Origin of the sequence: Trinickia diaoshuihuensis, assembly GCF_003390925.1 — a bacterium.
Lineage (GTDB): Bacteria > Pseudomonadota > Gammaproteobacteria > Burkholderiales > Burkholderiaceae > Trinickia > Trinickia diaoshuihuensis.
In genome coordinates, this window is sequence record NZ_QUBS01000082.1 from 103,353 (window position 1) to 116,498 (window position 13,146).

General features: G+C 65.0%; 10 protein-coding genes and 1 pseudogene. 4 read left to right on the forward strand and 7 right to left on the reverse strand.

All coding sequences use genetic code 11. The annotated features are described in order from the left end of the window. Positions 1-194 precede the first annotated feature (194 nt). On the forward strand, positions 195-1,550 hold the full coding sequence (locus tag DXT59_RS20835; RefSeq protein WP_338065187.1) for a glycosyltransferase: 1,356 nt from the start codon (positions 195-197) through the stop codon (positions 1,548-1,550). Here DXT59_RS20835 and DXT59_RS20840 read toward each other — a convergent pair. After that, positions 1,518-2,657: pseudogene (locus DXT59_RS20840) on the reverse strand (acyltransferase family protein); the annotation flags it as partial. The gene DXT59_RS20835 and the pseudogene DXT59_RS20840 sit on opposite strands and share 33 nt — an antisense overlap. Before the next feature lie 262 nt (positions 2,658-2,919). Between DXT59_RS20840 and DXT59_RS20845 the strand changes: the two are divergent. Then, complete coding sequence (locus DXT59_RS20845; RefSeq protein WP_162878174.1) at positions 2,920-4,317, forward strand: hypothetical protein; 1,398 nt, start codon at positions 2,920-2,922, stop codon at positions 4,315-4,317. Next, complete coding sequence (locus DXT59_RS20850; RefSeq protein WP_116138767.1) at positions 4,314-5,477, forward strand: glycosyltransferase; 1,164 nt, start codon at positions 4,314-4,316, stop codon at positions 5,475-5,477. Before DXT59_RS20845 ends, DXT59_RS20850 begins: the two co-directional genes overlap by 4 nt. Here DXT59_RS20850 and DXT59_RS20855 read toward each other — a convergent pair. Then, positions 5,467-7,194, reverse strand: coding sequence for an FAD-dependent oxidoreductase (locus DXT59_RS20855; RefSeq protein ID WP_116138768.1), 1,728 nt, complete (start codon positions 7,192-7,194; stop codon positions 5,467-5,469). The genes DXT59_RS20850 and DXT59_RS20855 overlap by 11 nt on opposite strands. 139 nt (positions 7,195-7,333) lie before the next feature. Continuing rightward, positions 7,334-7,909, reverse strand: a complete 576-nt coding sequence (locus DXT59_RS20860; RefSeq protein ID WP_240324601.1) for an LbetaH domain-containing protein — start codon at positions 7,907-7,909, stop codon at positions 7,334-7,336. A 178-nt stretch (positions 7,910-8,087) separates the two neighbouring features. On the opposite strand from DXT59_RS20860, the gene DXT59_RS20865 reads away from it, so the two are divergent. After that, on the forward strand, positions 8,088-8,528 hold the full coding sequence (locus DXT59_RS20865; protein WP_162878175.1) for a hypothetical protein: 441 nt from the start codon (positions 8,088-8,090) through the stop codon (positions 8,526-8,528). A gap of 45 nt (positions 8,529-8,573) precedes the next feature. On the opposite strand, the gene DXT59_RS20870 is transcribed toward DXT59_RS20865, so the two are convergent. From DXT59_RS20870 to gmd, 4 genes are read right to left on the reverse strand one after another with little or no spacing between them, the layout of a single operon-like run. Continuing rightward, positions 8,574-9,845 (reverse strand): glycosyltransferase WbuB, encoded by a 1,272-nt coding sequence (locus tag DXT59_RS20870; RefSeq protein ID WP_116138866.1) that lies wholly within the window; start codon positions 9,843-9,845, stop codon positions 8,574-8,576. Next, the gene (locus DXT59_RS20875) at positions 9,842-11,029 is read right to left on the reverse strand and encodes a glycosyltransferase family 4 protein (protein WP_116138770.1); all 1,188 of its coding nucleotides are present in this window, start codon (positions 11,027-11,029) and stop codon (positions 9,842-9,844) included. The genes DXT59_RS20870 and DXT59_RS20875 overlap by 4 nt, the downstream gene beginning before the upstream one ends. A gap of 6 nt (positions 11,030-11,035) precedes the next feature. Further along, complete coding sequence (locus tag DXT59_RS20880) at positions 11,036-11,986, reverse strand: GDP-L-fucose synthase family protein (RefSeq protein WP_116138771.1); 951 nt, start codon at positions 11,984-11,986, stop codon at positions 11,036-11,038. Between the two features lie 9 nt (positions 11,987-11,995). Then, entirely contained in the window at positions 11,996-13,123 is a 1,128-nt protein-coding gene (gene gmd, locus DXT59_RS20885; protein ID WP_116138772.1) for a GDP-mannose 4,6-dehydratase, read from the reverse strand. Positions 13,124-13,146 lie beyond the last annotated feature (23 nt).

Below are 13,146 nucleotides of genomic sequence, written 5' to 3' on the forward strand. Positions count from 1 at the left end.
GCGTCGCTCGCCGCGGGACCTGACGCGGCACGAACAACAAAGTAACGCGCCGCCGCCGCCGAAAAGCGCCATCTCGTAGCGAGGATCCGCCATGGCCGATCGGCCCGCGCACGCGTGCCGGAACGGGCGAGAGTTTGGCGGCTCGCGCGCATAACCCGGTGCTACCGTGCGCACGAGAACGCCTCACTTTGTCGATGAAAACATCTGCCGAATCCGAGCCGGTCGCGAGCGGGCCCTTGCACGAGGCGATCGACGCCTGCGCGCATCGACAGTCCTCTGCTCCGTTTGCCGGCGCCCAAATGCATGCGGTACGTCCCGTGGTGCTGATCGTCGAGCCGGACTTCACCGGACACCGGTGGCGTTACGCACAGTGGGCCGCGCAAGCGTATATGGAAGCGGGTCAGTGCTGCGTCATCGCCACGCGCCCGGCCAATGCAGGTCATCCACTCGCACGTGCGATCGCGGGCGAGCGCCGGCCGGAACTCCATCTCGCATGGGTCGACGATCCCGCACCGGCGAACGCGCTCGCGTCATGCGCCGATGCGATCCCCTACGCGCGTCACCACCGTTACTTCGCGCATGCGTATGCGAGCGTATCGGCCCGCGCGCCAATCGCCTTCGCGCTCGCCCCTTATCTCGACTATTTCCTGTACGCCTTGCCGTTTCTCGGATCGCCATTCGGCGAAACGCCCTGGGCCGGCATCACCATGCGGACGACGTTTCATCATCGGCAGGTCGGCGTGGACACGCCCGCTCGCCCGCTCGTCAACGCGATCAAGGCGAAGCTGTTTGCACGCGCGCTTCGCACGAGCGGGCTAACAACGCTGCTGTCCATCGATCCCACGTTGCCGCAGTGGAGCGACCGGACCCGCACCGATAGCGCGAGGAGAGCCAGCATCGCCTATTTAGCCGATGCATTCCCCGATACGCGCGCCGTTGATGCGGCGACGGCCCGCACGCGCCTGAAGCTCGGGCCCGGGCCGCACGTGCTCGTCTACGGATCGATCACGGAACGCAAGGGGATTCGCGAACTCGTCGCGGCGCTCCAGCATATGGCACACCCTCCCACGCTGATCGTCGCAGGCCAGCAGGATGAGGCAACGCGCTCCTTCCTGCGTTCGCACGCCCGCGGACTCGCACCGAAGCCGCTGACGATCGATGACTTCATCGACAGCGATATGGAGCGCGATCTATTTTCCGCGTGCGACGTGCTGTGGCTCGGCTACAAGGGACACTACGGGATGAGCGGCGTGCTCGTCCAAGCGTATCGGTTCGGCAAACCCGTCATCGCCACCTGCGAGGGGTTGATCGGCTGGTTTTGTTCCGGCGGCGCACTCGGGCCCGTGCTCGAAGACCTTTCCGTGCCATCCATCGTCAGCGGCCTGGAACGGGCATTCGCGCGGCCGTGCGATGCCGGCGAAACGATCGCAACGCCCGGGCGCTGCGCGCTCCTGCGGCAAAACACGCTCGGGCGCTTTAAGCGCACGCTGCGCGAGGCGGCGCACGGTTGCTTCAGACCCGCTAACGTCGACAAGGACCCGCGTCGATGACGACCGGCTTGCCGGAAAGAGCGCGTTGCGCAACTTGAGGAACGGAAATTCGATGGCCCTCGTGGTGACGTATCCCACGCCGATCGCGATCGCGGCCTGACACGCGAACGCCCCGAACCAGACGATAAAGCGAGGCGCGCCGGCCGCCGTCGCCTTGGCGATAAACAGCGAACCGGGCGCGAGCGCGATCGAATGCCACAAGTAGATGCCGTACGAATACACGCCGACCCACGCCACGGCCCGGAACCACCATGTTCGGCGCAGCGCGCGCGCGTGTTCGAGCATCAGCACGATCAGCGCGACGAAACCGGCCGACTGAATCGTATAGCCGATGCTTTCGTCGAGCGCGGTATTCGACGTCCCGAATCCGAGCCACAGCACTAACAGGCACACGGCAATCACGAGCATCGGCGTACGCCGCGCGAAACGACGGTAAAGCCCGGGGGCCATCCAATAGATTACGGCCAGCATCACCCCCGCGAGCAAGCTATCGATGCGGTATTGCGTAAAGGAGAACGCCGCGTCGAGCCGCCCCTCGCCGACGGCCATGGAACGTATGACGAGTACGAATAGGCAGACACCGCCGAGCGCGACGAGGATGGCACGAGCCCCGAGCCGCCACCGCGCGAACACGAGCAGGACCGCCGGCAGCAGCAGATAGAAGTGCTCTTCCACGGCGAGACTCCATGTCTGCGATATCGCCGTGCCGAGGTAGTTTTGCAAATGCGTGAGGTTTTGCACGAGAAAGCTGTCTAGCGGGTGGCGCCGCGCCATCGCGTGAAAGGCGATCAGCACGTAGTACGCCGGCCAAATCTTGAAGATTCGCCTCACGATGAAACGGCGCGCATCGATCGCGCCCTGCTCGGCGTATTGCCTGAGCAGAAGCCCGCCGACCAGGAAGCCGCTCAACGTGAAAAACAAATTCACGCCCTCGCGGCCGAAATGCGTGAACGGGTATTGCGCGATCGAGACAAGCGCCGACCCGGGATCGACGGACCTGAAGTGATAGCCCATGACGGCGATGATCGCGATCCCGCGCAAGAAGTCGAGCTCGATCGCTCGATCGCGTACGATCGCCTTCGCGCTCCCGAACACATTTGTGATCATCGTGACGTCCTTCTCCCGCGACCGGCCGGGCTGGATTCGAGCCCTTCGATCTTCGGCCGCCCATCGCATACGCATCCGCCAATCTCGCGCTGTCAGCCGACAAGTTCCATTTCGTCGCCGGCACGCCCCGGGGGCCACGGCCGTACGCTTCCGCCGAACGCTAGGCGAGCGCCGCCACAGGCGCGCCCCGCGATGGCGCCGAGCGGTATAGTCGGCTCTTGATTGGGGCCTCGCGCCGTCAACGAGTAGGAGCAGCTTCGACATGAGAGAGGCGCGATACCGATTCGCTCCGGGCATGCGGCGCATGGCGACGAACCCGCTGACACGTCCATTGATCTGGCTGTTCGTGTTCCCGCTCGCCATGGACTACAAGGCGGCCGCGACGAACGACGGCCATCTGGCTCAAATCGCGCTCGTGGTCCCTGTCGTGGCCGCCGGCATCGTATTGCTGCTCATCGGTCCGCGCGTGCGGCACCGCTCGGCGTTGCGCGCTTGGGTGACGACGTCGTTGATGCTGGCCGTACCCGCGAGCCTCGCAACGCAATGGCTCCAAGAAAACAGCCTCGGCCAATATGTGCGCGTGCTGTTGCCGTTCGTGCTGTTTCAACTCGGATTCGCCGTGGGATGCAGGCCCTGGCAAGAGGCGCGGCTGGAACAGTTCGAAAAGGCACTCTTTTGGGCCAACGTCGTCAGTCTCGCGTTCACCTGCCTATTCGGTTTCATGGTCGCGGGGTCCCTGGCCGAGGTCCGCTATCGGATCGTTTCGGTTACGTTCCTGGCCTTGCAAGGCGTGCTGCTGCATGAGTTCGTCGTCGCGAAACGCTATACGATGCTCACGCTGAGCCTATTCATGGCCACCATCGTCATCGAACTGTTGAGCGTCACGCGCTCGCTGCTCCTCGGCACGGCCTTGCTGTTCGTACTCGCGATCTGGATGAGCGCGGCCGGAAGCCGCCGTCTCGCGCGCGCGGGCATGCGCGCGCTTATCACCGCCTGTTTGCTCGCGGGCATGGCTGTCGCGGCGGCCGCATGGTTTCCGGACGTGGCCCAGCACTGGGTGCAAAGAATCGACTTCGCCAAATCGGGGACGAAGACAGGCGAGGATCCGACGACCATCACGCGCCTCGCGGAGATGCGCGATCAATACGATCAGGTCACTTCCTCGCCCGTTTCGCTGCTCATCGGCAAAGGCTACGGCCATGACTACGGCTACTCGCCCGCGTATTTGCCCGACCTCGCGGGGCAAATGAGCAAGAAGGACTTCTACGCCGAACGAGACTGGGCGGCCGGGCACAATTTCTGGGTCTACCAATTCTTCGCGGGCGGTCTGCTGTTCGGGCTCGCGCTTCCGCTTGTGCTGCTCTACGCGCTGGCGCGCTGCGCGATCCTCTATCGGCGCCGTCGCGCCCGCGCGCCCGATACGCCGCAACTGCCCGTGCTCGGCCGCGCGATCCTGCTGACGGCCGCCCTTCCGGCCGCGTCCGTCGGCGGCAACCCGCTCGGCCCGCGGTTTTCCGGGCTCGTCTTCGGCCTCGGGCTCGGACTCATGGTCGCGATGCACGCGCGACTTGCGCGATCGGCGCGGTCGGAAAGACGCTGCGCGGCCTATACCCCCTCGCAACGATCGTCGAGCACAAACGCCGACGCCGTCGCACCATGAACCTGCTGCACGTATTGCCCTCTTTGGACCCGGCCGCGGGCGGGCCGGTGCAAGCCGTTCGGCACAGCGCCGTCGCGCTCGCGCGGCTCGGGCACGCGGTCGAAGTCGCGACGCTGGACGCCCCCGATGCGCCGTTTCTCGCCGATGCGCCCGTGCCGGTGACAGCGCTCGGCCCAGGTCGAGGAACGTACGGCTTCGCGCCGCAAGCACCGGTTTGGCTGCGCATGCATGCCCCGCGATTCGACGCCGTGATCGTTCACGGGCTTTGGCAATATCACGGACTGGCCACGCGGCAGGCGCTGCAAGGCCTTAGCGTCCCGTACTACGTGTTCGCGCACGGCATGCTCGATCCGTGGTTCAAGCACGCCTTTCCACTCAAACATTTGAAGAAGTGTTTGTATTGGCCGTGGGGCGAATATCGCGTTCTGCGCGACGCACGCGCCGTGCTCTTTACGACCGGCGAAGAGCGCTTCCTTGCGCGGCAATCGTTCAAACCCTACCGCGCACGCGAACGAATCGTTCCCTGCGGAACGCCGGCACCGCCGGGCGATGCGGCGCGCCTACGCGCTCGTTTCCGGCAAGCCTACCCGACGCTTGCAACGCAACGCGTGCTGCTCTTTCTCGGGCGGCTCCATCCGAAGAAGGGTTGCGATCTGCTGCTCGAAGCATTCGCGCGCATTGCGCCCGCCGAACCCGGGCTGCATCTCGTCATGGCCGGCACGGGCGACGCCGGTGTCGTCTCGCGGCTTCAGGCGCTCGCGCGCGAACTGCGCGTCGCCACGCGCGTCACTTGGACGGGTCTGCTGCAGCACGACATGAAGTGGGGCGCCTTCGCCGCGAGCGACGCGTTCGTGCTTCCCTCGCATCAGGAGAACTTCGGCATTGCCGTGACTGAAGCGCTTGCGAGCGGAATTCCCGTGCTCATCTCCGACAAGGTCAACATCTGGCGCGAGGTCGATGCCGATCAAGCGGGGTTCGTCGCATCCGACACGATCGAGGGCACAACGGCAAACCTGCGCCGCTGGCTTGCGCTCGATCCCGTTTGCGCCGAGCGCATGCGCGCGCAGGCACGGCTCGCGTTCTCCACGCGCTTTACGATCGAAGCGCATGCGCGCGCGTTGCTCGATGTCCTCGAGCCGGATCGCGGTCTCAATGCCTGACGAGTCGCATCAACGCCGATGCAAACGGTACGGCCACGGGGACGAGCGGCACAGCCGTATTGTCGTCCGCGCCATGGCATAGCGAGGCGGGAACGACCACGGCGTCGGGCGTATGCAGCGACTTCACGAGATGACCGGCCAGACGCAGCGCAAGCGCGGCGATCGTGATGGTCGGAAAGTTTGCGCCGACCGTCGGAAACACCGAACTGCCCGCCACGAATAGATTGTCGATGCCGAATACCTTGCAATCCCGATCGACGACGCCCTCTCGGGCCGATTCGTGCATCCGCGTCGTGCCCATGTGGTGCCAGGTGCCTTCGAGCGACGCGGGCCAAGCACGGCCCGCGAGCGGCGGATCGAGCCTGACCTGCGCAACCGCACTTGTCCGTAGCTCTTGCGCCAACAACTCGAACGTACGGTCGAACGTGCGCTGCGCGAGCTCGGTGAGCCGCCAAGCAACCTTCACGCGCGGCATGCCCAGCCGGTCGCGCTGCTCAGCGAGGGTGACGCGGCTCTCGCGATTGGGCTGCGCTTCCACGATCGCCTGCAGTTTGACGTCGCGGATCAGGGCGCGCGGCTGGACGGCACGCGTGAGTCCGAATCCGGCGGTATCGATGGGATGCCTAAGCATCGTGACAAGATCGTCCCTCAAGCGCCAGCCCGGCTGTTCTTTACGCAGCAATGCTTGTTTGCAGCGGATCAATGCCTGCGCGCCGTCGCTGCCCTCGCCGTAGAACACCGAGAAGAACCATACGCGCGAATTGAGCAACTTTTCTCGCCGCAGCACGGCGGGCGTCGGCGCGAATTGCGACGAGATAGGCGTGCCGTAGGCGGCGACGGCTGCGTTTTGGTAGTGATACTTGATGTCATAGAGCTTATTGCGCGCCCACCCGGGGGCGAAGCGCACGCTGCCCGACATGATGCGCGGATGGTCCATGAAATACCGGCCAACGTTGTCGTGCGCGTTGCCGAGCCCGGCGGCCTGCACGCGATTGGACGCGAGCAGGAGTCTCGCATTTTCGATACCGCCGGCCGCCAGGACGAAGCGCTTCGCCGTGACGCTCATGCGCCGGCCCGTGAGCGTGGCCACTTGCACGCGTTCGACATGATGGGCGGCGGCGTCGGTATCGATATGCACGACGTTGGCATGCAGGAACACGCGGATATGCGGCGAGCGTTCGAGATCGCCGCGATAGAGTTTGCCGAAGCGGGCGGGCGGACTGAATTGGGCGATGGTGTCGCGCAGATCGCCCGTCACGAGCGGGATGCGCCGCACGTCATGGCGCCCGATCGCTTGCTCCCAAAACGGCGGATCGAAGTTGTCCGGTCCGAGCTTGAGCAGCGCATGCGTGCGTGCGTAGTACGGCGCGAGCTCATCGAATCCGAACGGCCAACCGCTGCCCGGCACCCAGTCGCGCTTATCGAAATCCCACGGATCGAGCGGACGGCACCAGCCGCCCCAGCAGTTGCTGCTGCCGCCGAAGTAGCGGCTGCGGCTGCCGTCGGCGAACGCGTACGGCAAGCCGGCGTTTTCACCTCGATAGAGATCGCGCGTGTCCTCGTCGGGCCGGTAGCCGCCGCTTTCCAGCAAGCAGGTGTCGATCCCGCACCGGTCCAATTCGAGCGCGATCGTAATCCCGGCGACGCCCGCCCCGACGACGCATACGGTCGTCTCGATCTCTCGGCCTTCGTCGATGCCGCGCGTATCGATGAACATGGCTTCCCCCTTTTTCTCTGATCTTCAGGCCAGTGCGCCACCTCTTCCCGACAAGATGTCTGCGCCTACCGCCATGGCCGGGCGCAGGCGCACAGGCGTTGCCGCCGTGCGCGAGGCGTGGCTCGCGAACCCGCGAGGATCAGCGTGCTTGGGGGAAGCGAGGGTGCAAGAAGCGACAAGGATTGCCGCCGTAGACGCCGCCGGCGGCCAGCGATCGATGAACCACCGAGAGCGGCGTAACGAGTGCCGAGCGGCCGATACGCACGCCCATTTGCACGACGCATTTCGAGGTGATCCAGACACCGTCCTCGATGACGATCGGCGCGACGCGCAGATCCATCGTCGCCGCGGCATCGTGCGAGCCGGTCGTGAGAAACGCGCCTTGCGATAGACAGACGTGCGAGCCGATGTGGATGGGTGCTTGGTTATAGAGCCATACGTCGATGCCGAACCAACAGTCGTCGCCGACCTCGAGATTCCACGGCGCTTTGACGCGCAGCGGATGCACGAAGCGGCAATGCCGGCCGATCTTGGCGCCGAAGGCGCGCAATAGCGTCACGCGCAGGGCCGAACTCGGATTGAGCTTGTTGTTCACGACGCACGCTTCGAGGACGAACCAAAGCGCTTGGACGAGCCACCCGCGCTTGGCGACATAGTTGCCTTTACCCGCGCGGCTCAGGTCGATGACGGGGATCTCTTGGGTATGACGGTCCATTTCGGTTGTTCCCGCCGTGCGTGTTCTCTCCTGCATGCAGGCTCGATTATCGTGCGGGTGTCCTGAAGCGTCGTATCGGTGCTGTGAGCATGGCGGTGAGCGACTGTGTTTTGTCGGGGCACGCGTGCTTGCGCGCGTGACGATGATCATCGTGCCGAGGGGACGGTGGGAGGCAGCCATGGGCATTGGATTCACCTGGCGGTGTGTCGCAGGCTTCGCCGCGTGCCTTTGCATCGCGGGAATGACGTATGGTCAAAAGCGCGACGACGACCTCGGACGTGTCGCGATGAGCAAGCAGGCGCAAGGATTGACTCAACCACAGCGCAAGGACGACCGGATCGAATCGCTCGGCGGCGAGCCGGAAGCGCTGCTGGGCGGACCCGCGCCAGCCGGTGATCTTTACGGCAACGAGGGCTACAAGACGCAAACCCTTGGCCCAACCCTAGCCGACGCCAAGCGCATGCGGCCCGGCACGGCGAATACGCAGGCCACGGGCAATGCGAAGGGAAACACCGCAGATCCCGGATCGCAGTCGCCGACACAATCGGCTCTGTCGATTTATCACGGGTCGGGGGACGTGGGTAAGGCCGTGGGGCAGGTTTATCGGATGCCTTGGTAGCACCACCGATCGAGCGTCTCTGCCCCAATCCGAAGATCAGCACGATTATCTCACGCTGCCCTGCCCGATCCTTTTCAATGCGATGTCCAACCGCCCACCCCCACCACCCGGGACCACCCGCTGCTCGAGCCGCTCGATCACTGCATCGAGCGACAACTCGCGCACCGCGTATCGCCTCGCGGCGGCGCCCAATCGCGCGCGCAATCGCGCATCGTCCACCAAGGTCTCGATCGCCCCCGCCAATGCCGCTTCGTCCTCGGGTTCCACCACGATCCCTCGCCCGCTTACCACGCGATGGATTTGCGTCCCCTCGCGCGCCGTCGCGACGATCGCCCGCCCGCTCGCCATCATGCCCGCGAGCTTCGAGGGCATCACGAGATCCGCCGCGTCGGCCCGCTGCGGCAATACGTGCACGTCGGCTACGTTGAGCAATTCGTTTAACCGCTCGGCTCGCTGCAACCCGATCGTCACGCAGTTCGGCAAGCACGCGCACCGTGCGGCCACCGCTTCACGCAATACGCCGTCGCCGCAAAATACGAATCGAACATCCGCGCGTCGGACGAGCCTGGCAGCAGCCGACACCAGATATTCAAGCCCCTGCTTCGCGCCCATATTCCCCGCATACAGCACCACCTTTTCGCCCGCGGCGATCGCCAGTTCTTCCCGGTACGGGCTTGCTCGCCCAAGCGGATAGATGGCCCGTGCATCGACCCAATTCGGCAGACACAGCGCGCGTGCCGGATCAACACCGAGGGCGACCAATCGCCCGACCATCGGTTCCGAAATCGACGACACCACATCGAACCGCCTCAGCACCGCTCGCTCGAACCCATGCGCGAGACGCGCCGCATACCCAGGCTTGAGCAAGCCTAGCTGGAACGCCGCCTCCACCTCGAAGTCCTGCACGTGCAGCCAGGCGCTCGCCCGCGTCGCACGCGCGAGCGCAAGCGCGACGGGCGCGCAGAGGAGCGTCGGCGCGACCGCCATCACGACGTCGGGCCGCCAGCGCCACTGCGCCAGCATCGGCAAGATCGACGTCAACGCGAACGAGACCAGGTGCAACACGCGCGTCGCGCCGCGCGGATGCGCGGGGACCCAGAGCGGCGCGCGCCGCACGCTCACGCCCGCGCGCGTCTCCGCCGCGTAGCGCCAGGCCGACCAACCGGCCGCAACGCGCCAAGCCGGGTAGTAAGGCGGCGCGCAGACGACATGCACCTCGTGCCCGCGTGCCGCTAGCGCCTCGGCCATTTCGGCGGTGTACTTGCCCGTGCCCGTCAACTCGGGGGCGTAATTGAGGCCGTACATAAGGAGCTTCATCGCCGAATACCGCTCGCTCGCGCCGCGGTGCGGCCATCCTCGCGCATGCGCAGCATTGTCGCGCAGCCGCGCTCGATATTCGCGGCCGCCGAGCGCGGATCGAATCGCGCGATTCGCGCCATGCAAGCGCGCGCCGTGTGCTCGACGTCGACGAACGCCTGCGGCGCCCGAGCCAGCGCCACGGCGAGCGCGTTGACGTCGCCGGCGGGAAACGACAATCCCGTTTCCCCTTCGACGATCAGTTCCGGCACACAACCGCAGCGGTCGCTGACCACCGCCGGACATCCATGACTCAGCGCTTCGTTGACCACGAGTCCCCACGGCTCGCTATGACTCGGCAAAACGAGGCAAGTCGCACCGAAATACTCATGCGACAGGGGCTCGTCCTGCAAGCTGCCGACGAACCGCACGGCACTCGATAGCGCCAGCGAGACCACGCGCGCGACCAGCGCATCGTGCAGCCCCCCTGTCCCAACGATACGCAACCGCGCCTGCGGCAACTCGGCGCATACGCGCCCGAACGCATCGAGCAGCGTATCGATCGACTTCTCTTCGGATAGCCGACCCACGTAAAGGAAGACGGGCTCGCCCTGCCGGCGTGCGCGCAAGCGCTCGCCCAACGCCCGCTCGCGGGAGAACGAACGCGGCAGGGCCGCCGCCTGACACGGCACGAATATCCGCTCGCGCTTGGCGCCGAGCGACATCAAATATTCGCGGCTGCGTTCGCCGAAGCCGAAATAACCGTCGCACAACGAAAAGAAGATGCGCTTCGGAATCGACGTCATCAAACGGCGCGGACGATCGAGGGCCGTCGAATCGCAAAACACCGCGCGCGGCTTGCGCGCCACGATGCACGCGGCCAGCATCGCCCAGTATTCCGGCCGATGATAGCCGGGCAACACGATCAGTTCGGACTTGCTCTTGAGTACCTCCGAGGTGAGCCGAACCACCATCTTCCACACGGGAACGTCTTCGTAACAGCCATCGAACAACTTTCGCATGGGGTATCGATGAAACGAGTAATCGACTTCGGAAAAGCCGATTCGGTCGGTCTCCGTATCGGCGATCTGCACCATCGCATACCGAATCGTGCCCGCTGCCGAGAGGTTGTACAGCGCCGAGAACACCGCGCCTTTATGACGCGACCAGACGACGTTGTGAAAGATCGTCACTGTTGAGCTCATGCTCGCTCATCCGTTAGATGCCGCATTGGCCGCGCGCTGCCGCGCAGCGTAGTCCGCATAGGTCGCCCCGATGCCTTCGGCAAGCCCGATCGTCGCGTGCCAGCCCATGCGAGCAAGGCGCGACACGTCGAGCAGCTTGCGCGGCGTACCGTCCGGCTTGGTGCGATCGAAGACGAGCTCGCCTCGAAAACCCGCCACGGCCGCCACGCGCTGCGCCAATTCGCGTATCGTCAGATCGGCGCCGACGCCGACGTTGTACACACCGTCGGGTATATCGTGTTCGATGACGAAACGGGTCGCGCTCGCGAGGTCGTCCACGTGCATAAACTCACGCCGCGGCTCGCCGGTGCCCCATACCGTCAGCGTGGCGGCCTTCGATTCGACGGCCTCGTACGCCTTGCGAATCAGCGCCGGCAAGACGTGGGAGCCCGATAGATCGTAGTTGTCGTTCGGGCCGTATAAATTGGTCGGCATCAGCGCGACGTAGCGAGTGCCGTATTGCCGGTTGTAGGCTTCGCACAGCTTGAGCCCCGCGATCTTCGCGATGGCATAAGGTTCGTTCGTCGGTTCGAGCGCGCCGCTCAACAGGTACGTTTCGCGAATCGGCTGCGGACACTGCTTGGGATAAATGCAGGACGACCCGAAAAACACGAGCCGCAAGACGCCGGCTCGATAGGCCGCATCGATCACGTTGGCCTCAATCGCGAGGTTCTCGTAGATGAAGGTTGCGGGCCGCATCGAATTGGCCAAAATGCCGCCGACGCGCGCGGCCGCCAGCAACACGATATCGATTCGCTCGGCGGCGAAAAACGCGCGCACGGCCCGTTGATCGGTCAGATCGAGCGCTTCGTGCCCGCGCGTGACGAGATGGTAGCCGTGGGCCGCGAACTCGCGCATCAGCGCGGAGCCCACCATGCCGCGATGCCCGGCGACGAATATGCGTGGCTCGAGGTTCATCGCCACACCTCACTCGTGGTGCTCGAGCGCCTTGAATCCCGCCATCGTCACGAGCGCGTCGCGCCGCGCGATTTGATAGTCGGCTAGCGCCATCTCGCGTACGAGCGCCGCAAACGGCGTGCTCGGCTGCCACCCGAGCTTCTCGCGCGCCTTGGTGCAATCGCCGAGCAGCGTTTCGACTTCGGTCGGTCTGAAATAGCGCGGATCGACTCGGACGATGACCTCGCCCGGCGAAACGCGCGTCTCGCGGCCCGGCGCACGCTCGACGACGCCGACTTCGTCGAGCCCGCTTCCCTCGAAGCGGACCTCGATACCGAGCTCGGCCGCCGCTCGCTGCACGAACTCGCGCACGCTGTACTGTTCGCCCGTGGCGATGACGAAATCCTCGGGCGTGTCTTGCTGCAGCATGAGCCATTGCATCTCGACGTAATCGCGCGCGTGGCCCCAGTCGCGCCGGGCCGATAGATTCCCCAGATACAGCTCGCGCTGCAGCCCCACGGCGATCCGCGCCAACGCACGCGTGATCTTGCGCGTAACGAACGTTTCGCCCCGCACCGGCGATTCGTGGTTGAACAAGATGCCGTTGCAAGCGTAGATACCATGCGCTTCGCGGTAGTTGACGGTCGTCCAATACGCGAACAGCTTGGCTACCGCGTACGGGCTGCGCGGATAGAACGGGGTGCTCTCGCGCTGCGGCGTCTCTTGCACGAGCCCATACAACTCCGAGGTGGATGCCTGATAGAACCGCGTACGCCTCTGCCAACCGAGCACGCGAATCGCTTCGAGGATACGCAATGCGCCGAGCCCGTCGGCGTTCGCGGTGTACTCCGGTTCATCGAACGAAACGGCCACATGGCTTTGCGCAGCCAAGTTGTAGATCTCGTCCGGCTCCACGGTTTGGATCACACGCAGCAGACTCGTCGAATCGGTGAGATCGCCATAGTGCAGATGCAACTGCCGCCCGCCCTCCCCGTTCTCGTGCGGATCGTGATAAAGGTGATCGATGCGATCGGTATTGAACAGCGACGTTCGCCGCTTCAAGCCGTGCACTTCGTAGCCCTTCTCCAGCAGCAACTCGGCCAGGTACGCACCGTCTTGCCCCGTCACACCCGTGATCAATGCCACCTTGCGGTTCATGTTCGGCTCCTCGTCATCGCTAT

Bases quoted from the DNA above. Each gene is read 5' to 3' on its own strand.
- DXT59_RS20835 (WP_338065187.1), top strand. From the start codon at position 195: ATGAAAACATCTGCCGAATCCGAGCCGGTCGCGAGCGGGCCCTTGCAC.
- DXT59_RS20845 (WP_162878174.1), top strand. From the start codon at position 2,920: ATGAGAGAGGCGCGATACCGATTCGCTCCGGGCATGCGGCGCATGGCG.
- DXT59_RS20850 (WP_116138767.1), top strand. From the start codon at position 4,314: ATGAACCTGCTGCACGTATTGCCCTCTTTGGACCCGGCCGCGGGCGGG.
- DXT59_RS20855 (WP_116138768.1), bottom strand. From the start codon at position 7,194: ATGTTCATCGATACGCGCGGCATCGACGAAGGCCGAGAGATCGAGACG.
- DXT59_RS20860 (WP_240324601.1), bottom strand. From the start codon at position 7,909: ATGGACCGTCATACCCAAGAGATCCCCGTCATCGACCTGAGCCGCGCG.
- DXT59_RS20865 (WP_162878175.1), top strand. From the start codon at position 8,088: ATGGGCATTGGATTCACCTGGCGGTGTGTCGCAGGCTTCGCCGCGTGC.
- DXT59_RS20870 (WP_116138866.1), bottom strand. From the start codon at position 9,845: ATGAAGCTCCTTATGTACGGCCTCAATTACGCCCCCGAGTTGACGGGC.
- DXT59_RS20875 (WP_116138770.1), bottom strand. From the start codon at position 11,029: ATGAGCTCAACAGTGACGATCTTTCACAACGTCGTCTGGTCGCGTCAT.
- DXT59_RS20880 (WP_116138771.1), bottom strand. From the start codon at position 11,986: ATGAACCTCGAGCCACGCATATTCGTCGCCGGGCATCGCGGCATGGTG.
- gmd (WP_116138772.1), bottom strand. From the start codon at position 13,123: ATGAACCGCAAGGTGGCATTGATCACGGGTGTGACGGGGCAAGACGGT.